The 20158-nt window shown below is 58.0% G+C and carries 21 protein-coding genes, 1 tRNA gene and 1 riboswitch; of the genes, 15 read left to right on the forward strand and 7 right to left on the reverse strand.

Annotated elements, in window-relative coordinates; translation table 11 throughout:
• Positions 1 to 80 precede the first annotated feature (80 nt).
• The 5 genes from rpsA to pyrF all read left to right on the forward strand — a co-directional run bounded on the left by rpsA (position 81) and on the right by pyrF (position 4572).
• On the forward strand, positions 81 to 1751 hold the full coding sequence (gene rpsA, locus BN1128_RS18145; RefSeq protein WP_042034339.1) for a 30S ribosomal protein S1: 1671 nt from the start codon (positions 81 to 83) through the stop codon (positions 1749 to 1751).
• A gap of 92 nt (positions 1752 to 1843) precedes the next feature.
• Entirely contained in the window at positions 1844 to 2128 is a 285-nt protein-coding gene (gene ihfB, locus BN1128_RS18150) for an integration host factor subunit beta (protein ID WP_005299934.1), read from the forward strand.
• Between the two features lie 156 nt (positions 2129 to 2284).
• On the forward strand, positions 2285 to 2569 hold the full coding sequence (locus BN1128_RS18155; RefSeq protein ID WP_042034338.1) for a LapA family protein: 285 nt from the start codon (positions 2285 to 2287) through the stop codon (positions 2567 to 2569).
• A 9-nt stretch (positions 2570 to 2578) separates the two neighbouring features.
• On the forward strand, positions 2579 to 3745 hold the full coding sequence (gene lapB / locus BN1128_RS18160) for a lipopolysaccharide assembly protein LapB (RefSeq protein ID WP_042871346.1): 1167 nt from the start codon (positions 2579 to 2581) through the stop codon (positions 3743 to 3745).
• Between the two features lie 125 nt (positions 3746 to 3870).
• On the forward strand, positions 3871 to 4572 hold the full coding sequence (pyrF, locus tag BN1128_RS18165) for an orotidine-5'-phosphate decarboxylase (protein ID WP_042871347.1): 702 nt from the start codon (positions 3871 to 3873) through the stop codon (positions 4570 to 4572).
• A gap of 66 nt (positions 4573 to 4638) precedes the next feature.
• Here pyrF and rrtA read toward each other — a convergent pair whose 3' ends face one another.
• The gene (gene rrtA, locus BN1128_RS18170; RefSeq protein ID WP_209428586.1) at positions 4639 to 5217 is read right to left on the reverse strand and encodes a rhombosortase; all 579 of its coding nucleotides are present in this window, start codon (positions 5215 to 5217) and stop codon (positions 4639 to 4641) included.
• Between rrtA and BN1128_RS18175 the strand changes: the two genes are divergently transcribed.
• From BN1128_RS18175 to BN1128_RS18195, 5 genes are all read left to right on the forward strand, one after another.
• Entirely contained in the window at positions 5147 to 5836 is a 690-nt protein-coding gene (locus BN1128_RS18175; RefSeq protein WP_156140491.1) for a tRNA-uridine aminocarboxypropyltransferase, read from the forward strand. The two genes, rrtA and BN1128_RS18175, sit on opposite strands and share 71 nt — an antisense overlap.
• Before the next feature lie 22 nt (positions 5837 to 5858).
• A complete protein-coding gene (queC, locus tag BN1128_RS18180; protein ID WP_042871351.1) occupies positions 5859 to 6566 on the forward strand; it encodes a 7-cyano-7-deazaguanine synthase QueC in 708 nt (235 codons plus the stop codon).
• A 61-nt stretch (positions 6567 to 6627) separates the two neighbouring features.
• A complete protein-coding gene (gene queE, locus BN1128_RS18185; RefSeq protein ID WP_042871353.1) occupies positions 6628 to 7299 on the forward strand; it encodes a 7-carboxy-7-deazaguanine synthase QueE in 672 nt (223 codons plus the stop codon).
• Position 7300: 1 nt separating this feature from the next.
• Positions 7301 to 7531 carry a DUF3820 family protein gene (locus tag BN1128_RS18190; RefSeq protein WP_042871355.1) on the forward strand — a complete coding sequence of 77 codons (231 nt, stop codon included), beginning with the start codon at positions 7301 to 7303 and terminating at the stop codon, positions 7529 to 7531.
• Positions 7528 to 8091 carry a cob(I)yrinic acid a,c-diamide adenosyltransferase gene (locus BN1128_RS18195; protein ID WP_042871356.1) on the forward strand — a complete coding sequence of 188 codons (564 nt, stop codon included), beginning with the start codon at positions 7528 to 7530 and terminating at the stop codon, positions 8089 to 8091. Before BN1128_RS18190 ends, BN1128_RS18195 begins: the two co-directional genes overlap by 4 nt.
• A 66-nt stretch (positions 8092 to 8157) precedes the next feature.
• Here the strand turns inward: BN1128_RS18195 and BN1128_RS18200 are convergent, their stop codons facing one another.
• Positions 8158 to 8562: an H-NS family histone-like protein gene (locus BN1128_RS18200; protein ID WP_042871358.1), complete on the reverse strand. Its 405-nt coding sequence runs from the start codon at positions 8560 to 8562 to the stop codon at positions 8158 to 8160.
• A gap of 321 nt (positions 8563 to 8883) precedes the next feature.
• Positions 8884 to 9055, forward strand: a riboswitch (Lysine riboswitch).
• 86 nt (positions 9056 to 9141) lie between these two features.
• On the opposite strand from BN1128_RS18200, the gene BN1128_RS18205 reads away from it, so the two are divergent.
• Together BN1128_RS18205 and BN1128_RS18210 are read left to right on the forward strand one after the other, a co-directional pair.
• Positions 9142 to 10722: a Na+/H+ antiporter NhaC family protein gene (locus tag BN1128_RS18205; RefSeq protein ID WP_042871359.1), complete on the forward strand. Its 1581-nt coding sequence runs from the start codon at positions 9142 to 9144 to the stop codon at positions 10720 to 10722.
• 86 nt (positions 10723 to 10808) lie between these two features.
• Complete coding sequence (locus BN1128_RS18210; RefSeq protein ID WP_042871361.1) at positions 10809 to 11390, forward strand: thymidine kinase; 582 nt, start codon at positions 10809 to 10811, stop codon at positions 11388 to 11390.
• A gap of 54 nt (positions 11391 to 11444) precedes the next feature.
• Here the strand turns inward: BN1128_RS18210 and BN1128_RS18215 are convergent, their stop codons facing one another.
• A complete protein-coding gene (locus BN1128_RS18215; RefSeq protein ID WP_042871363.1) occupies positions 11445 to 12782 on the reverse strand; it encodes a flavohemoglobin expression-modulating QEGLA motif protein in 1338 nt (445 codons plus the stop codon).
• Positions 12783 to 12939: 157 nt separating this feature from the next.
• On the opposite strand from BN1128_RS18215, the gene BN1128_RS18220 reads away from it, so the two are divergent.
• Both BN1128_RS18220 and BN1128_RS18225 read left to right on the forward strand, forming a co-directional pair.
• The gene (locus BN1128_RS18220) at positions 12940 to 13395 is read left to right on the forward strand and encodes a type III secretion system chaperone family protein (protein ID WP_080741086.1); all 456 of its coding nucleotides are present in this window, start codon (positions 12940 to 12942) and stop codon (positions 13393 to 13395) included.
• Positions 13396 to 13611: 216 nt separating this feature from the next.
• A tRNA-Ser gene (locus BN1128_RS18225) sits at positions 13612 to 13699 on the forward strand.
• A 367-nt stretch (positions 13700 to 14066) separates the two neighbouring features.
• On the opposite strand, the gene BN1128_RS18230 is transcribed toward BN1128_RS18225, so the two are convergent.
• Positions 14067 to 14669, reverse strand: coding sequence for a helix-turn-helix transcriptional regulator (locus BN1128_RS18230; protein WP_042871366.1), 603 nt, complete (start codon positions 14667 to 14669; stop codon positions 14067 to 14069).
• A 43-nt stretch (positions 14670 to 14712) separates the two neighbouring features.
• On the opposite strand from BN1128_RS18230, the gene BN1128_RS18235 reads away from it, so the two are divergent.
• Complete coding sequence (locus BN1128_RS18235) at positions 14713 to 15408, forward strand: B3/B4 domain-containing protein (protein ID WP_042871368.1); 696 nt, start codon at positions 14713 to 14715, stop codon at positions 15406 to 15408.
• A gap of 186 nt (positions 15409 to 15594) precedes the next feature.
• On the opposite strand, the gene alr is transcribed toward BN1128_RS18235, so the two are convergent.
• The 3 genes from alr to BN1128_RS18250 form a co-directional block, all read right to left on the reverse strand.
• Positions 15595 to 16749, reverse strand: a complete 1155-nt coding sequence (gene alr / locus BN1128_RS18240; protein ID WP_209428588.1) for an alanine racemase — start codon at positions 16747 to 16749, stop codon at positions 15595 to 15597.
• A 433-nt stretch (positions 16750 to 17182) separates the two neighbouring features.
• Positions 17183 to 18814 (reverse strand): methyl-accepting chemotaxis protein, encoded by a 1632-nt coding sequence (locus BN1128_RS18245; RefSeq protein WP_042871371.1) that lies wholly within the window; start codon positions 18812 to 18814, stop codon positions 17183 to 17185.
• Positions 18815 to 18936: 122 nt separating this feature from the next.
• Positions 18937 to 20157, reverse strand: coding sequence for an EAL domain-containing response regulator (locus BN1128_RS18250; protein WP_042871373.1), 1221 nt, complete (start codon positions 20155 to 20157; stop codon positions 18937 to 18939).
• Between the last annotated feature and the right edge of the window lies 1 nt (position 20158).

A 20158-nucleotide genomic window follows, 5' to 3' on the forward strand; every position in this document is an offset into this window, starting at 1 on the left:
CACCAAGGATGGCGCAGATTATTTAAAACAGCCCCGCTTGTGCCGGATTGCAAGTGGATGTTTCATTTGTGACATAAACAATGATCGAATCTTTTGCTCAACTCTTTGAAGAGTCCCTGAACTCCGTTGAAACCCGTCAAGGTTCCATCGTCAAGGGTACTGTCGTTGCTATCGAGAACGGTTTCGTACTGGTTGACGCCGGTCTGAAATCTGAGTCCGCCATCCCGGCTGAAGAATTCAAGAACGCCCTGGGCGAGCTGGAAATCAGTGTGGGTGACACTGTTGACGTAGCTCTGGACTCTATCGAAGATGGTTTCGGCGAAACCAAGCTGTCCCGTGAAAAAGCCAAGCGCCACGAAGCCTGGCTGCAGCTTGAAAAAGCTTACGAAGAGCAAGCTACCGTTATCGGTATCATCAACGGCAAGGTCAAGGGTGGTTTCACCGTTGAACTGAATGGCATCCGTGCCTTCCTGCCGGGTTCTCTGGTTGACGTGCGTCCGATCCGTGACACCGCTCACCTGGAAAACAAAGAACTCGAGTTCAAAGTCATCAAGCTGGACCAGAAGCGCAACAACGTTGTTGTTTCCCGTCGTGCCGTGATCGAAACCGAGAACACCTCCGAGCGCGAGAGCCTGCTGGCTAACCTGCAAGAAGGTCAAGAAGTTAAGGGTATCGTCAAGAACCTGACCGACTACGGTGCATTCGTAGATCTGGGCGGTGTTGACGGCCTGCTGCACATCACCGACATGGCGTGGAAGCGCGTTAAGCATCCTTCCGAAATCGTCAACGTTGGCGACGAGATCGCAGTCAAGGTTCTGAAGTTCGACCGCGAGCGTACCCGTGTATCTCTGGGTCTGAAGCAGCTGGGCGAAGATCCCTGGGTTGCTATCGCCAAGCGTTACCCGGAGACCACCCGTCTGTCTGGCCGCGTGACCAACCTGACCGACTACGGCTGCTTCGTTGAAATCGAAGAAGGCGTTGAAGGCCTGGTACACGTATCCGAGATGGATTGGACCAACAAGAATATCCACCCGTCCAAAGTTGTTAACGTTGGCGACGTGGTTGACGTGATGGTTCTGGATATCGACGAAGAGCGTCGTCGTATCTCCCTGGGTCTGAAGCAGTGCAAATCCAACCCGTGGCAGCTGTTTGCCGAAACTCACGCCAAGGGCGACCGTGTTTCCGGTAAAATCAAGTCTATCACTGACTTTGGTATCTTCATCGGTCTGGACGGCGGCATCGACGGCCTGGTTCACCTGTCTGACATCTCCTGGAACAATCAGGGCGAAGAAGCAGTTCGTGAATTCAAGAAAGGCGACGAGATCGAAGCCGTTGTTCTGCAAGTGGACCCGGAGCGTGAGCGCATCTCCCTGGGTGTCAAGCAGATCGAAGAAGACCCGTTCAATAAGTACCTGTCTGATAACAAGAAAGGTGCTATTGTGAAGGGTAAGGTTACCGAGGTTGATGCCAAGGGTGCCGTGATCGAACTGGCTGATGGCGTAGAGGGCTACCTGCGTGCCTCCGATGCTGCTCGTGACCGTGTTGAAGACGCGACTCTGGTACTGTCTGTTGGTGATGAAGTTGAAGCCAAGTTCATGGGCGTTGATCGTAAGAACCGCACCGTAAGCCTGTCTGTCCGTGCTAAGGACGAGGCTGACGAGCGTGTTGCTATCGATAGCCTGAACCAACAAGAAGAAGTTGTGTTCAGCAATGCTATGGCTGAAGCGTTCAAAGCTGCCAAGGGTGAATAATCCTTGATGCAAGAAAAGGGCGGCTTCACGCCGCCCTTTTTTATATTGGCGTAATGAATATTGCATGTGATCGGGGAAGGAGATTTAACGTTATGACCAAATCAGATCTCATCGAACAATTGGCTGCGAGCCGCATGCATATGCCGGCCAAAGATGTCGAAGCTGCCATCAAGGAGATCCTTGAGCAGATGGCATCGACTTTGCAAAACGGCGATCGGATTGAAATCCGTGGATTTGGAAGTTTTTCACTGCACTATCGTGCCCCCCGAGTGGGTCGTAATCCAAAGACAGGGGACAAGGTTGAACTGACCGGGAAATATGTCCCTCACTTCAAGCCTGGCAAAGAGTTACGCGAGCGCGTGAACATTATTGAATAATGCAGAAAACGGCATACTTGGGTATGCCTTTTTTGTTTTTATGGCCGCTATTGTGCCAATCATCCGGTTTCTCCAAGTCTTTTCCCATTCGCTCTAGAGTCTGCCCGTGATTTTAAGGATAATCAGCCTTTCATTAGATACTGACAGGGAGCTCCTATGAAGCGTATCTTGGCCCTCATTCCGCTGGTGCTGGTGTTTATTCTGACTCTGGCCATCGGTTCGCAAAATGGTCAGCTGGTGCAGTTCAACTATCTGATTGCCCAAGGGGAGTTCTCGCTCTCCATGCTGCTGGGTTTCTTCTTTGGCGGTGGTTTCCTGCTCGGCTGGCTGGTATTCGGCTTGCTGTTTCTGCGCCTCAAGATGCAAAACCGCACCCTCAACCGCACCATGCGTCGTCAATCCCGCGAGTTGGAGCTGGCTCGGTCGGCAGTCAAGGAATAATGTCCCTCGATGCTTGAACTGCTTTTCCTGCTGTTGCCGATTGCCGCTGGTTATGGCTGGTACATGGGGCGCAGGAGTGTTCGCCAGGACACCCAGAAACAGAGTAACCAATTTTCCCGCCAGTACGTGGCGGGCCTCAACTATTTGCTGTCTGACGAGTCGGACAAGGCGGTGGATCTCTTCATCCAGCTGCTGGAAGTGGACAGCGAAACCATCGAAACCCATCTCTCCCTTGGCAACCTGTTTCGCCAGCGCGGCGAAGTCGACCGTGCCATCAAGATCCACCAGAACCTGGTGACCCGTGAGCTGACCCGTGAACAGCGCCAGCTCGCGCTGCAGGAACTCGCGCGCGACTTCCTGGCCGCGGGCTTGCTGGACAGAGCCGAGACGCTCTGGAACGAGCTGTGCGAAGACGGCGACTATGAGGAGACGGCGCTGGCCCAGTTGTTGATCATCCATCAGCAGTTGCGTGACTGGGACAAGGCCATCGAAGTCACGGTGCGGTTGCAAAAATATCAGGGCAAGAAGCTGGCCGATCCCATCTCGCATTTCTATTGCGAGCAGGCAGACAGTGCCTTGCGCAACGGCGACAAGCCTGCGGGACTTGCCAAGCTCAAGCGGGCGCTGGGGGTCAATCCTGCCTGCGCCCGTGCCAGCCTGCGGCTGGCCGAACTGGCGATGGAGGCGGGGGAGTATGAGCAGGCCGGCAAGGAGCTGCTGCGGGTGTTCGAGCAGGACATCGATTTTGCCTCCGAAGCCATCCCCTGGCTCACCGAATGCTACCAGCGCCAGGGCCGCTCTCTCGAACTCATCCCCTTGCTGGAGCAGGCGGTGGAGGATCACGCCGGGGTCAGCGTGACCCTGGCCCTTGCCAAACTGGTGGAGGAACGCGATGGCCTGAGTCAGGCCCGCGCACTGGTGCTGCGTCAGTTGCGCCGTCACCCCTCCATGAAGGGCTTCTACCAATTGGTGGGCTTTCAGCTGGCCAGTGCAGAGGAGGGGCCCGCCAAGGAGAGCCTGGAGTTGCTGCAGCAACTGGTTGGCGAACAGATCAAGATAAAATCCACCCACAAGTGTCGGCAGTGTGGTTTTGCCACCCACTCGCTGTTCTGGCAGTGCCCATCCTGCCGTCAGTGGGGATCCATCAAGCCGATCCGCGGCCTGGACGGCGAGTAAGAGCCAAATCAATTGCAAGTGAGATGCCGGGGGCTGCAAGTGCCACCGCGGTGTCATCAGGTTGAACCTGGGCCTGGATGGTGAAGCCGCGCCCAGATGGTGAACAACAATCAATAGGAAGTGAGATGCTAGATCCCAAAGTACTGGTAGCGCTGGATTATCAGCACGAGGCCGATGCCTTCGCGTTCATTGAACGTATCTCTCCGGCCCAGTGCCGCCTCAAGGTAGGCAAGGAGATGTTTACCCTGTTTGGCCCCCAGTTTGTGCGCCAGCTGGTAGCCAAGGGATTCGATGTGTTTCTGGATCTGAAGTTTCACGACATTCCCAATACCGTGGCCAAAGCGGTGGCGGCCAGTGCCGAGCTGGGCGTCTGGATGGTGAACGTCCACGCCTGCGGTGGTGAACGCATGATGCGGGCCGCCAGAGAGGCCTTGCTGCCCTATGGCGACAAGGCGCCGCTGCTGATCGGGGTTACCGTGCTGACCAGCATGGAGCAATCCGACATGGCGCCGCTTGGCCTGGACGTGAGCCCGGCCGAGCAGGTGATCCGGCTGGCGACATTGACCAAGGCCGCAGGGCTGGATGGGGTGGTTTGCTCCGCCAATGAGGCGAGTCAGCTCAAGGCTCAGCTCGGCGCCGACTTCAAGCTGGTGACCCCGGGTATTCGCCCCACTGGGTCCGCGGCCGGGGATCAACGCCGAGTGATGACACCGCTGGCTGCGATGCAAGCCGGCGCCGACTATCTGGTCATAGGTCGCCCCATCACCCAGGCGGACGATCCTGCCGCCATGTTATCAGGCATCAATGCGGAACTGGCCGGGCGTTAAGGTTTGAAGGCCGGGTGACCCCGGCCTGTTTTTTGGTCAAGGCAACCAAGCGAGCGTTGGGCTCCATCACTTCTTGATGGGCTGGCTGCCGACACTGACCGGCAACAGGCCGAGCAGCAGGCCCGCCACCGAGCCAATCAGATGTGATTCGATGTGAACCCGGGCGCCTATCAGTACAGAAACCGGGCTCTCGCCCGCGCTGTAGAAGTCCACTCCAAGCTTGATGAGCACCCCCAGCAGCATCAGCCAGCCCGAATAGCGGCGATAGCGGATGTCCTGCAAGGCTCCCCACACGAACAGGCCGTGCAAGGCGCCCGACAGCCCCATGTACCACTGGGTCTGCGGGCATAACCACCAGATGCCAAGACCGACGGCGCCCCCCAGCAACAGCAGCAACACCGGCAGGCGGCAACCCGTCAGGTATTCACGAAACAGGCTGTAGAGCACGCACAGGCCGCTCAGGTTGAGCAGCAGGTGCCATAAATTGGTGTGGGCCAGATTGCCTGTTATGATGCGCCACCCTTCGCCTTGGGCGATCAGGGGGCGATCGAAGGAGAGCAAATGATTCGGTACTGTGAAGAAAAGCAACAAGCTGGCGAGTGAAAGCGTGATGACCCAGAGCAATCCTGATTTTTCTGACAACATGAAACAGCCCAACGACAAGAACAGCCGATACTGTACACGTTGCACCAGAGCCCTCAAAGCCTGTCTGTGTGATTATATTCGGCAGGTGCCGCATCTCGCTCCCCTCCATATTTTGCAGCATCCGAGTGAAGCGGGGCACCCCAAGGGCACAGCCGCTCTGCTCGCCGCCGCCCTCACCCACGCCAGCATTCATGTGGGGGAGGATTTTGCCGAGGCGCATTGGCTCAATGCCTTGCTGGCGGATCCCGAGGTGCACTGCTATCTGCTCTGGCCTGACGAGCATGCGCTGGCGCTGGATCAGGTGCGCGATCAACGGCATCAGGCAGGGGATCACCGTCAGGTCTGCTTTTTGCTGCTCGATGGCACCTGGCGCAAGGCGTATCGCATCTTGCACAGCAATCCGGCCCTGCTGCGGCTGCCCAGGATCAAGCTCGGCGCCATCCCGGGCCAGTACTCCATTCGCAAGAAGCCGTTTCCCGAGGCGTTGTCGACCCTGGAAGCGGGTTATCATCTGTTATCCCAGTGGGAGGGTGAGCCCGCGCGCTTCGCCCCGCTGATGAACCTCTTTACCCATTTAAACCGGCAGTGGCATGACTTTGCACAAGGTCGCCGTACTTGAACTGCCTGAAGGAGTGATAAACGTGAAAAAAGCCGTCGTGGTGTTCAGTGGTGGACAGGACAGCACCACCTGTCTGGTGCAGGCTCTGGCCCATTATGACGAGGTGCATGCCATTACCTTTGATTATGGCCAGCGCCATCGGGAGGAGATAGAGACGGCTCGCCGACTGGCCGGCGCGCTTGGCATTGCCGCCCACAAGGTGATGGACGTGACCCTGCTCAATGAACTGGCGGTCTCGGCCCTGACCCGTGACGACATTCCGGTCAGCTGCGAGCTGCAAGACAATGGTCTGCCAAATACCTTCGTGCCGGGCCGTAACATACTGTTTCTGACCCTGGCCTCCATCTATGCCTACCAGGTGGGCGCCGAGTCGGTGATCACCGGGGTGTGCGAGACCGACTTCTCCGGCTACCCGGATTGTCGCGACGAGTTCGTCAAGACGCTCAATCAGGCGGTCTCCCTGGGGCTGGGTCGCGGCATCCGCTTCGATACCCCGCTGATGTGGCTCGACAAGGCCGAGACCTGGGCGCTGGCGGATCACTATGGTCACCTGGAGACGGTGCGCAAGCAGACGCTGACCTGCTACAACGGCATCGCCGGCGATGGTTGTGGCACTTGTCCCGCCTGCGAACTGCGTAGCCGGGGGCTGAATCTGTATCTGGCCGACAAGGCGGGCATCATGGCCCGGTTGTACGAGAAAACCGGGCTGGGCGAGAAAAGCGGACTGTGAGCCTGCGTCTTGCCCTCGCTTGGGGTATAATCCGCGACTTTTGCAACAAGCCGTGACCGAGATGCACTACCCAATCAACGAGATTTTCCAGACCATCCAGGGGGAGGGCATCTTCACCGGCCTGCCCGCCATCTTCGTTCGCCTGCAAGGCTGCCCCGTGGGCTGCCCCTGGTGCGATACCCGTCATACCTGGATTGTCGATCCCGCTCGTGAAGTGGGGGTTCAGGCAGTGCTCGACTGTTCCAATGAATCCGATGGTTGGAGCAAGATGAACACTGAGCAGATCCTGGCCAGTTTCCAGCAGCTCGGTTATCAGGCCCGTCATGTGGTGATCACCGGGGGCGAGCCTTGTCTGTATGACTTGCAGGCGCTCTCTTGTGCCTTGCTGGCAGCCGGGTATCAGGTGCAGATCGAAACCAGCGGTACCAGCGAGATCCAGACCCATGCCAATACCTGGGTTACCGTTTCGCCCAAGATTGGCATGAAGGGGGGGCTGCCCGTGCTGGTCTCGGCCCTCGAGCGTGCCAACGAGATCAAGCATCCGGTGGCGACCGAGCGTCATATCGAGGAGCTGGATGCCCTGCTGGCGACTGCCACCTTGCGCCCTGACGTGGTGATTGCGCTGCAACCCATCAGCCAGAAGCCCAGAGCCACCCAGCTGGCGATGGCCACCTGTATCGCCCGTAATTGGCGGCTCTCCATCCAGACCCATAAATATCTGGACATCGATTAATATGGAGTGGCTGTCTGACGAGCGGGTGTTGCTGACCCTGGCCCACAAGATGCCTTACGGCAAATATCAGGGGCGGCGCATCATAGATATTCCAGAGCCCTATCTGGTGTGGATGGCGCGCACCGGCTTTCCTGCTGGCGCGTTGGGCCAGACCCTGGCCCTTGCCTATGAGATCAAACTCAACGGGCTCGAATCCATGATTGTTCCCATTATTAACAGGATGTCGGTATGAGAATATATACGAGGCAGGGTGATAAAGGCATGACCCGGCTGGCCGATGGCGTGCAATTGGCCAAGGACGATACGCGGGTGGAAGCCTATGGCTATATCGATGAATTAAATTCTCATATAGGTCTACTCATTGCCGAGGTTCCTGCTGCTGAAACCGGCTTATTATCCGACTTGTTATTATTGCAACAAGAGTTGTTCGATTTGGGCGGTGAACTGGCATTTTCCAGCGATGGTCAGCAGGAGGCCATCTGGCAGGTGAATAATGCATGGACGTTGCGCCTGGAGCGGCAAATAGATGGCTACAGCGCCAATTTGCCCGTGCTGCGCAATTTCATTTTGCCCAGTGGTTCCCGGGCGGCGGCGCAAGCCCATGTGGTACGCACGCTTACCCGTCGCTGTGAGCGCCTGCTGCTGAGCCTGAGCCGTGCGGAGCAGATCAATCCGGCCATACTGCCTTATATGAACCGGCTGAGTGACTGGTTCTTCACCATAGCCCGCTACCTGCTGGCCTGTACCGCGACGCCGGAAGTGCTCTGGGTCAAGGCGGCAGAACGGGGTTGATGAGCGGATATCAGGCAATAAAAAACCTCGCACTGCGAGGTTTTTTATTGGAGGTCGTTTGCCTGATCAGATGGCAAATTCTTCGACGGATTTACCGTCGGCAACGGCCTTGGCAATCACGGATGGCATGCGACCCTGACCGGTCCAGGTTTTTTCAATGCCGTTATCCAGATAGCGATATTTGGCCGGGCGAGGGGCGCGCTTGCCTTTGGCAGCTTTGGCCGGTTCAGTGGCAACAGTGCCCACCAGTTCGGCCGGATCAATGCCGGCGGCTTTCAGCATTTCGGCATATTCGTTAATCTTGCGCTGATGCTCTTCACGGGCCTGACGATCGGCGGATTCATCTTGCTGACGTTCGGCAACAATAGCGGAGAGCTTTTCCAGCCCTTCTTCCAATTGCTCCAGAGTCAGCTCACGGCAAGCTGCGCGCAAGCTACGGATATTCAGCAGTACTTTCAAAAATTCGTTCATAGTGTCCACCACGCGAGCAAAGGAATGAATTAAATAAAAAGAGTAATTTTGGGTAATTTATACGGCAGCTTGCTATTAAGTCAAGATAAGCGAATTAATAAATTCAGAGTGCAAATTAAGTGAACTATTTTGAATTCAGGCTGGATTCAGCAATATTGGCCGACATCATACTCGACTGAGTTCTGGGTAGATGAAAATAGCGACAAAATCGATATATTTGCACCATTTGACTACCATTTTGCCATTTTAAAATGCCCCGTGTGGGGATTTAATCAAAAAACTTGCTATAACGTGCCAGCACGATAAAATGTGCCTCGAATACCTTTAAGTAGAGGCGCGCTGCCTATGACTACTTGTGCGGAGGGTGATGCCTGTGATGCATGAGGAAAGGAGTCAGCGCCGAAGTGGCCAGGCCATCATACCGGGCTGCTGGTTCTGCATCGAACAGGTGCAGGACTGCCATAGTCATCCACTATGGAGCGCTACCTGAAGGGGCTGAGGAGTATAACCTCCCCATGGGTTTTGTTTCTTTATCCTCTCGGTAGATCTCCACCTGCTGTCTTTAGGTGCAAAGAGATCATGGACATCATTCATTACGCCGACTCCGGTTGGTCTGTCATCCCCCCTTTACTGGCCGTCGCTCTGGCGATCATCACCCGCCGCGTCCTGGTGTCGCTGGGGGTAGGTATCGTTGCCGGCAGCCTGCTGCTCAACCAGTTTTCCCCGCTCGATTCCCTGCATTACATGTTGAATACCGTGCTCAAGATCTTCTGGGTCGAGGGAGCACTCAATCGTGACAACGTCAACATGCTGCTGTTCATGCTGCTGCTGGGCGGCCTCATCAGCCTGATGAGTGTCTCCGGTGCGACCCGCGCCTTCGCCGAGTGGGCCGAACGTCGTGCCAAGACCCGCAAGGGGGCCAAGGCGCTCACCGGCATGATGGTGTTTGCCTTCTTCATCGATGACTTCTTCCACAGTCTGTCGGTGGGGGCCATCTGCCGCCCGGTCACCGACCGCTTCCAGATCTCCCGTGCCAAGCTGGCCTATCTGCTGGACTCCACCGCGGCGCCCGTCTGCGTGCTGATGCCTATCTCCTCCTGGGGTGCCTACATCATTGCCCTGGTGGGGGGCATCATGGCGGCGCACGGTCTGACCGATCAGAGCCCCATCTCCGCCTTCGTCGAGATGATCCCGATGAACCTCTACGCCGTGTTCACCCTGATCATGGTGCTGGTGGTGATCGCATTCCAGCTCGACATCGGCTCCATGCGTCAGCATGAGCAATGGGCGCTGGAAGGCAAGCTGTGGGACGAGTCCAAGGGTCGCCCCATAGGCCTGGACATGGAGAGCCCGGAAGAGAGCAATGGTGGCATGATCGACATGGTGTTGCCGATCCTGACCCTGACCGCCGCCACCGTCTATTTCATGATCCACTCCGGTGCCGCTGTGCTGAGCGAGAAGGGGCTGCCGTTCAGTGTGCTCGGCTCGTTTGAGAACACCAACGTCGGCTCTTCCCTGGTCTATGGCGCCCTGTGCAGCCTGGTGGTCTCCATCGGTCTGGCCATGCGCCTCAAGCTCGGCGCCAAGAACTGGATGAAGGCCGCCCCGCAAGGAATCATGGCCATGCTGCCGGCCATCAACATATTGCTGTTCGCTTGGACCATAGGCGCCGTGGTGCGCGACGTGGAGACCGGCAAGTACCTGGCCTCCATGGCCAACGGCAACCTGCCGATCGAAGTGTTGCCGGCGGTGGTGTTCATCCTCTCCTGCGCCATGGCGTTTGCCACAGGCACCAGCTGGGGCACCTTTGGCATCATGCTGCCGCTGGCCGGTGACATGGCGGCAGCCAGCGACATCAGCCTGATGCTGCCCATGCTGGCCGCCGTGTTGGCAGGCTCTGTGTTCGGTGACCACAGCTCGCCCATCTCGAGCACCAGTATCCTGTCGGCCACGGGCGCAGGGTGCCATCACATCGATCACGTGATGACCCAGCTGCCCTATGCGCTGGCCATCGCCTTCGGTGCCGCGCTCGGTTACCTGGTCATGGGGTTGATGCATTCAGTGCTGGCAGGCTTCACGGTCAGTGGGCTCTGGTTTGTGATCTTCTCCGGTTACCATCTGCGTAAGGCTCGGCTCCATCGAGAGCTGGCTATCGCATAAATAGAACAAGGGGCCCACGGGCCCCTTGGTTTTGGCAGGGGCTTTGGTTAGCATGCGCCCCATAAATTCAGTTTCGGAACAACACCATGGCTTCACTGCACTACAAATTTGCCACCATGAATTCAGGCAAATCCACCCAGCTCATCCAGGCCCACTTCAATTATCTGGAGCGAGGCATGCAGCCCCTGGCCATGACACCGGCCATCGATGACCGCTTCGGTGCGGGGGTGATCAGTGCCCGGGTGGGATTGGAGTTGAAGGTGGATGTGTTCAGTGACGGCTGCGATCTGTTCGAGATGGTGAAGGCGCGCCATGCCGAGAAGCGCATCGATGTGTTCATCGTCGACGAGGCCCAGTTTCTGACCCGCGAGCAGGTCTACCAGCTGGCGCGCATCGTCGATGAGCAGGATATTCCCGTGATGGCCTACGGCCTCAAGACCGACTTTCGCGGTGAGCTGTTCCCTGGCTCCTACCATCTGCTCTGTCTCGCCGATAAGTTCGAAGAGCTGAAAAGCATCTGCTGGTGCGGCAACAAGGCGCACATGAACTCCCGGGTGAGTGCAGCCGGTCAGGTGATGCGAGACGGTGAGCAGGTGGAGATAGGTGGCAACGATCGCTATGTGTCACTGTGCCGCAAGCACTATCTTGAAGGACGGGCCTACAAGTGATCCGGCCGCGATAAGAGAGAAGGGCGCCAATCTGGCGCCCTTCTTGTTTGCGACTCAGTCGATCTCGATATCCACGGGGGCAATGATGGGATCGGCCACCGGCAGGCGATGGAACAGCTGGCGAAAATGTTGCTGAACCCGACCTATGTCCACCAGCGACATGCCGGAGGCGAAGCCGAACCAGACGTAGAGCCCGGTGAGATCGCGAAACATGGGAGGCAGGTAGCGGGGGGCATCGATCAGCCCTTCCAGATAGTGCTGATAGAGCACGGGAATGTCGTCCAGGGTCACCTTGCCGACGAACAGCATGGGCAGGATCTCGGGGACCCCTTCCAGCACGGCGCTGCGGATGAAGTTGACCGTCTCCACGTAGCCGCGCACGTAGGAGAGATCCTTGGTAAAGCAGGCACCGCCGTCCACCATGCCGCCACGAAATACCCGCTGGGTGATCTTGTAGGCGTCATGCTCGCTGGTGCCCTGCGCCACAAAATGCTGGAACACCTCGACAAAGTCGGCGCCGCGCTCCGCCATGTCGATGGCCATCACCCGATCCGAGATGCGCTTGGCCCGATCCGGAAAGGAGCTGAAGGTGAGCGTCTCGATCAGTACTGCCAGCCCCTCCTGACAGGCGGTGATGCGCGGTGAGCCGGCGCTGAGCCAGGTGGCGTAGGGCTGCTGGCGGCCGTTGAGGGTGGTGCCCACGTGCACCCAGCCCTCGTGCACCTCCAGCACCTGCAGATCCAGCTCGGAGAAGCGGGCGTGGGAGTTGAGCTTGATGTAATCGCCGCCGGCGGCTGCGTCCGAGACGATGCCATCGCTTAGCTTGACCTGTACCGTGCCGTCGCTGAAATAGCTCGACAGCTTGCTCTGCAGCTTGGCGACCGCCGCTTCCCCTTCAAACTCCTTGGGGTAGGGGCGCACCAGATGACGGGCACCGGGCAAGGAGAAAATATCGCACAAGCGGGCTCCCAGCTCCTTGAGGGTCTTGCGATCGCCGCGCAGGTGATCGCTTGCCGAGCCGTACAGCAACTGGCTGTAGCGCAAGAAATCGGGCTGCCCGCGCTGGCGCAGCATCTCGATCACCACCATGTACTGATCGACCGTCTCTTGCAGGATCCGTCCCAGCTCATCCTGAGGGCCCAGCCGGCGCCGGATCCTGTCCCGCAACTCCTTGAGTTCAAGATACTTGTTGCGAGGATCGAAGCCGAGGGGCAGGGCATCGTAGAAGTGCTGATCGATGGCGGGCAGCGTTCGTCCCCCGTTGGCCAGAAAATCGGCCTGGAGGTGACGGGGCCACTTGATGGCATCCAGAATGCGAATGGGCTTTTGCAGGGCCAGCAGTTCATCCGACAGGGATTTCAGATGCAGGCGGTACTTTTCTTGGATGGTCATCAGGCCTTCTGTGGGGTGAAGGTGGGGCGAGAATGGCTGAGTATATGCATAGTGTTTGCCAAAAAGAAGCTGGCTCCCTGCTTATCCGGCCACTGCACTTTTGGTTGCCGGAAAATTGGTTTAGACTGCGCCCCTTGATCCTTATCGTGTCGTGGAAATGATGAATATCCCCAGCTCTGAAATGATAATGCGTTGGTTGCAGCAGGCTCGTATCGAGCACTATGTCTGCGATCAGTGTCATGGCATCCACATTGTCTCCCTGCAGTCCGTCGACGGCATTCAGGAGAGCCGGATCTTTGTCGAAGAGGAAGGGCTGCTGTTTTCATCCGAGCTGGAAGTGCGTCCCTCCTCGCTGCTGCCGCTGATGGCCGAACTGGGTCGCCTCAACATGCAATACCCGTCGCTCAAGGTGTTCCTCGACATTATCGATGACAACCTGCCGCGCCTCATAGTGGGCCACACTGTGTTCACCAAGGCGGGTCTCTCCGTGGAACAGTTCCTGCTGTTCGTCGAAAGCACCACGGCCGCGACCCATGAAGTGGTGTCCGAATGCGAGCGCCTTGGCTTCCTCAACCTGCCCGAGATCCAGGTCGCGCCGGAATGCGTGCACTGATTTGTGCGTTAAATGTGCGAACGATTCGTCAGGCAAAAAAAGCCGTTGACGCAGGCGGGGCTTTCCCCTAAATTACGCCCCGTTCCAGCGCAACAGCGCCGTGAACACTGTGTTGGCTGAACACGTTAAACAACAGACCAAAATTTGGTGATGTGCCCAGTGGCTGCCAGCCGACGATATCGGCAAGCAAGTACGAGCCCATGACTAAAACAAATTGGTGAGGTGTCCGAGTGGCTGAAGGAGCACGCCTGGAAAGTGTGTATACGGCAACGTATCGAGGGTTCGAATCCCTCCCTCACCGCCAAATAAAACAAAAGGGCCTGTCGAAAGACAGGCCCTTTTGTTTGTTCGGTGCTTGCTGGTGCGACCCCTATCCAGGCTAGGCAAGCGGGCAGTCTCGCCATGCTGGGCCGCCGAGGTAATCCGTTGGGCGAGAACCCGCTGACGGTGAGCGCATCCCGGCCGAATGCCGCCTTAAAAAACCGACCATCAGGTCGGTTTTTTGTGTTCAGGCAGATCACCTTTCACTGCCTGCCGGGGGCGGAGCCTTCGCCGAGTGCGAGTGTACTGCCCTGCGGCGCGCCTTCTCACCGCCGCTATCGCAAACCATGCCGCTATTGCGTCCGACACTGGCTGCGCGAGGCGGCCTATGCCAGCAGCGCCTGCGCAGATCATGCATGCAGCTTCGCGACCGTCATGGTGAATCGCAACAGGCTGTCACTCTCGTTTGAATAGGCATGCGGCACGTCGGTGCGTGCAACCGCCGAGCAGCCCTGGCCAATGATCAGGACGGTTTCATCCACCATGAGCGTCAATGAGCCAAGCTCGACGTGAAACAGCTCACATGTCCCTGCCGGATGGCCCTGTGAGCTGAACCGCTCACCCGGGTGCATTTCCCAGCGCCACAGCTCGATCATGTCGGGCCCGCTGGTGCCGGCCAGCAGGCGGGCGGATCCCCCCTGCTGGCCTGTCCACAGGGTAGGGATCGCCTGAGATTCAATCAGATGCACGGCCGGCGTGCTGGCCACGTCTACTATGTCCGCCACTGAGAGGCCAAGTGCTGCCGCTATCTTGCACAAGATGGCAATGCTGGGATTCGCCGTCCCCTTTTCTATCTCGACCAGCATCCCCTTGCTCACGCCAGCGCGACGTGACAGCTCATCCAGCGAGATTTTTTGCTGTTTTCTATGTTCCTTGAGCCTGCGAGACACGGCTTCGGTGACGGTGTGCACATCGGCGCCCGCGCCGGTCAGTATGTTGACTTTATTGGTCATAGGTCATTATCATGAAATAAAATGGTCAATATAAGGATGTTCCATGAAATCAGTTCTGCCGTCAATTGATCCCGGGATCGCCGCACTCGCCCCGGGTTTCAGGGCCTTGAGCATCACAGTGGTGGCGGGCGAGATAGTCAACCCGGCCATTGCCGATGCCGCGTTGGCGCGAGCCTGCCAGGGGGTGACCGGCGACCATGCCGTGTGGGCCGAGGCGCATCTCTCGGCCTGGGCCCGGGTGTTCAAAAAGTTCGGGGCCAAGCCCCAGCGGACGCCTTGCTCGGCAGATGCCCTGCGTAAACGGGTGCTGCGGGATGGCAGCCTGCCCAGCATAGATCCCATCGTAGATCTCTACAATGCGGTCAGCATAGAGTTCGCCATCCCGGTCGGTGGTGAAAACATCGCGGCCTATCACGGCTCGCCACAACTGGTCATTGCCGATGGCACCGAGCTGTTTGACACCATGAAGGAGGGGGTACTGGCGCAGGAGCATCCCGAGGCGGGAGAAGTGGTCTGGAGAGACGAGCAGGGGGTAACGTGTCGTCGCTGGAACTGGCGTCAGGGGGTGAGAACCCGGCTCGGTGCCGAGGCAAAGCAGATGTGGTTCATCTTGGAAAGCCTGCCAGAGATGCCGCTGGCCGCACTCTATGAGGCGGGGGCCCGGCTGACGGAAGGGCTGCAACTCATGATGCCCGATGCCTTGATCACGCAGACACTGGTCGGGTTTGATATCGACTAGCCAGGGGAAGATACCGGGCGCGGCGTCGCTCAACTCGCCCGGGTTCGGCGCGGCTGGCCATGCAGCGTTGTGAGTCAGCCGTTGCCATCACGGGATCACCCACACCCAGCGCAGTCCGGCTGCGCCGGGTGTTTTTGAGATGCCGCTATGCTTCAACTCTCCCGAATTGAGATGGGGGAGCCTGTGCTAGGCCGTAACCCGCCTGGCGTGGCCTGCATATGAGGGCATATCGGCGTTTGCCAGCGGCTGTGCATTGGCGCAGGGCTGGGCAAGTGCGACGAACACCCGGGAGGTGAGGCGGGTCAGCAGTTCATAGGGGATAGTCCCTATCTTCTCCGCCACCTGTTCCACCGGCAGCCCCTCTCCCCACAGGGTCACCTCATCCCCGCACTGATCGCTGGCGTGTGGCCCGAGATCGACCGTGATCATGTCCATGGAGACCCGGCCGACGATAGGCACCCGACGACCATTGACCAGCATGGGCGTCCCCTCGGGAGCCATGCGCGGATAACCGTCCCCATAGCCGACCGCGACCACCCCCAGGGTGGTGTCGCGCTGGGCCACCCAATGGGCGCCATATCCTACCGATTCTCCCTGCTTGCACTCTCTGATGGCGATGAGCTGGCTCTTGAGGGTCATGACGGGGCGCAGTCCATGATCGGTGGCCAGCTGACCACCGAAGGGGGAGGCGCCATAGAGCATGATGCCAGGTCTTATCCAGTCGCTGCGTGAACCCGGCCAGGCCAGGATCCCCGCCGAGTTGGCCATGGCCCTCTCGCCCGGCAGGTGGGCGGTGAGCAGGTTGAACGCCTCGATCTGCTGCTGGGTGGCTTGATTATCCTGCTCGTCGGACTGGCTGAAATGGGTCATGAAATGACAAGGCTGCACCAGGTTCTTGCATCGGCCAAGGCGCTCGACAAAGGCGGGCAGATCTTGCGCCCTCACACCCAGCCGGTTCATCCCGGTATCGAGCTTGAGCCAGACCCTGATGGGGGTCGGCAATTCTGCCTGCTCGAGCAGCGCCAACTGCTCCCAGGTGTGCAGTGTGGTCTGCAGATCATGAGTCGCCAGCAAAGAGAGCGCCTCGGCCGAGAAGAAGCCACCCAGTACCAGAATGGGTTTGGTGATGGCATTTGCACGCAGCACCAGCGCCTCTTCGAGTCGCGCTACCGCATAGGCATCCGCCTGGACCAGGGTGTTGGCGACCTGCAGCAGGCCATGACCATAGGCGTTGGCCTTGAGGACAGCGATGATCTTGCTGTGGGGGGCGTGACGCCGCACGACGGCAAAATTGTGATGGAGCGCATCGACATCGATGCTGGCCGTAACTGTGTTCATCATGGGATCGGGTGTCTGCTCGATGAGGGTCTGGGTTGGCTGTTCGTCTCAATCTTGACCTGCTGGCCCGGGTGCCTGGTGTCGGGTCGCCGGAGCCGTGCAGCGAATGTTGTTTTATATGCTTTGAAATGTACTTTTATGTTATCAGTTGTTTTTTGTTTGGTAAATTACGTGGCGAATGGGAGCGGATGAATGGCCTGAATACGGGATATTCCTCTGTATAAATGTGCTTCCCAACGCTTTGTTTTGCTCCCTATCACGCGATATTTATCACTGGTTATGACCCTCTGAAATGCATGGGTTAATGTGGTTTTTCAGTGAGTTGGCGGCAGGGCACGGCTTGGGTTGATGGGTTTTGACGCGGATTTGGGGCCGGAGAGGATGAAGGCGCGGGGGAAAAAGCAGGGCTGCCGGGATGGCAGCCCTTGTTGGCCTGCTACACCTTGAAGAAACCTATGCCCTGATTGAGCTGGTGGATGATGTCGGTCAGCTGGGAGGCATCGTGGTTGACGCTCTCGGCGGCGGATACGTTCTCCAGCGACATCTGGGTGATCTCCTCGACCGACTGGGCGATCAGCTGGCTGGCGGCGGCCTGCTCATGGAGCATGGAGCTGATCTCCTGGATGAGGCCCACCACCTTGCGGGAGCTCTGATCCACCTGGGCCATGGTATCGCTGGAGCCGTCAGTGGTTTCTCGCACTCTGCTCATGCTGTCGGCACAGGCATTCATTCCCTTGACCGCGCCCGTGGCCCCCTGCTGGATCGACTTGAGCATCTCGTTGATCTCTTGCGTCGCCTGGGTCGTCCGCGCCGCCAGGGTACGCACCTCGTCGGCCACCACGGCAAAGCCACGGCCCATGTCACCGGCCCGGGCGGCCTCGATGGCGGCGTTGAGTGCCAGCAGGTTGGTCTGATCCGCCACACCCTGGATCATCACCGAGATCTGGCTGATGCGGGTGATGTCATCAAACAGCCCCTGCACCTGTTTAGCCGAGTCGTTGACGGCTGTAGTGACCCTGAGCACTTCTTGCGAGGCGTGCTTGACCTGCTCTTCGCCCGAATGGGCAATCTCTCCCGACTGCATCACCACGCTGTTGGCCTGGTTGGCGAAGGAGGAGAGCTGGGAGACCGAGGTGGTCAGCTCTTCAACCGATGCGGCTGTGTTGGCGGTCGCCAGCGATTGTTGCTGGGAGCTGGTGTTGACCTGCTGGGCGGCAGCGACCAGCTGGGAGGAGCTGGCGGTCAACCCTTCGGCGGCGCGCTGCATGGTCGAGACAATGTCGCGCAAGCTGTGGCGGGTGCTGCTCATGGCTTGCTGCATCTGGGTCAGCTCATCGTTGCCTTCCGCACTGTCCTGCGCCGTGAGATGCCCTTGCGCCAGCTGCTTCAGCTCGCTCATGATGGCGATCAACGGCAGATTGATGCTGCTGCTGAGCAGCCAGCCCAGCACCAGGGAGAGCATGACGGAGCCGACGAGTATGGTGTAGGTGGCGGTGGTGATATCGGCGACGATCACATCGCTGTCATCATAGGCCTGCTTGCCGAGCCCCTGATTGATGTCCACCAGCTTGCTGAGCAGGTCGTCGACCACCTGAAAGCTGGCGGCGGCTTCCCCCTTCATCAGCTTGACGGCGGTGTCGTTGTCGTTGGCATAACTGGCGGCCATCGCCTTTTTCGCACTCTCTTTATAGATGGGCCAAGTTTTGTCCACCTCGGCCAGCGCGGCTTTTTCCGGCTCGGTCAGATAGGTCGCCCGGTATTTATTCAGCAGGGCATTCATCTTTTGCTCATGTTGATCCATGTCGCTGGCGATCTTGTCCATCCCTGCTGGGGTGGGCTCTATGACATAGTCAAACAGCGAACGGTTATGGTAGATGGCCTGCATATTGGCATTGGCTATGTCGGTGATGGGGGTCAGGTTGTTGAGATACATGCTATTGAGCATGTCGTTGACGGTGGCGGTATTTTGTTTGCCGTAGAGCCCCACCCCGATCAGGATGAGATTCAGCAACAGAAAAGAGACAATAAGCCGCGTCTTGATGGAGATCTGGCGAAGTAGGTTGTTCATGGTAGCCTCATGCTTGTTATTAGCGTCCCTGCAGCGAGATTACGACTGCTCTCTTATGTCCTCCCACCCCTGGCCGGGTGAGCACCACAATATCGTTGCTTTAATTCTCGTTATTTCACTCTTTATTTCACTCTGGCCTGCCATTCGGCGAACCATTTTTCAATCTGCTCAACGGGGAGCGGGCGACTGATGTAGTAGCCCTGGGCCAGCTCGCACCCCAGCAGGGCCAGTTGCCGCCAGTCCTCTTCGCTCTCAACCCCTTCGGCCACCGTCTTGAGCCCGAGCTTCTGGCTCATGACAATGGCTGAGGTCAATATAGCCAGTTTCTTCGGGCTGCTATGGGCGTCGTGAACAAATTCTTTATCTATCTTGATCTCGGTGAAGGGGCAGCGGGATAGCTGCTTCATGGAGGAGTAACCGGTGCCATAATCATCCATTGCGATGCCAAACCCCCTGAGCCGCAAACGTGCCAGCGTGCCCAATGACATGGAGAGATTGGACATGAAGGTGGTTTCGGTAACTTCAATAATGATGGCGTTACAGGGCAGCTGATGTTCTTGCACTATGGCAATCATGTTCTCAACCAATTTATCCGTCAGTAACAGGGTCACCGGCAAATTAATCGAGCAGCTGATGGGCGCGGGCATGCAGGCTAATTTATTGAGCGCGTCACAGGTGGCATGCAGAAAGTGATAAAAGAAGTCCAGCGCCAATTGCCCCTCTTCCAGATGATGCACAAAACAGATGGGAGGAATAACGCCGTGCTCGGGATGGAGCCAGCGAACCAGGGCTTCAAAGCCATAGAGGCTAGAGTCGGTCATGATCACCTTGGGCTGCAAAAAGGGCACCAGTTGCTGATTATCCAGCGCCTGCTGCACATCCTCGGCGGTGAAGGCGAGCTGCATCCACTTCTTGTTTTCCCTGTGGATCAGGGGATCGCAATGCTGCAGCATGTTGTGCAGATCGCTCGATTTGAGCGGCTTGGACAGCACGCCTATCACCTCCAGAGTGCCCGCATCGGCAATGGCGTGGATCACGTCCAGCACATCCCGCTCCACCCCGCTCATCACGGCCACAAACATCCGGTAGTGGGTATTTTTTTCCAGGTTGCTGATGAGCTCCACCCCGTCCATGCCGGGCATGTTGAGGTCGGTCAGCAGCAGATCGATGCGCTCCTCTAGGCGCTCCAGTTGTTGCAACTTGTCCAGTGCATCCTGGCCGTCTTGGGCCACATGAATTTGGCCAAACCCCAGCTCCTGCAACAGGCAGGTCACCTCATACTGCTGGGTGCGGGAGTCATCCACCACCATGGCACTGCGTCCTTGCCATTTTTCCAACGACATA

This window comes from Aeromonas piscicola, from assembly GCF_000820005.1.
Classification (GTDB): domain Bacteria; phylum Pseudomonadota; class Gammaproteobacteria; order Enterobacterales; family Aeromonadaceae; genus Aeromonas; species Aeromonas piscicola.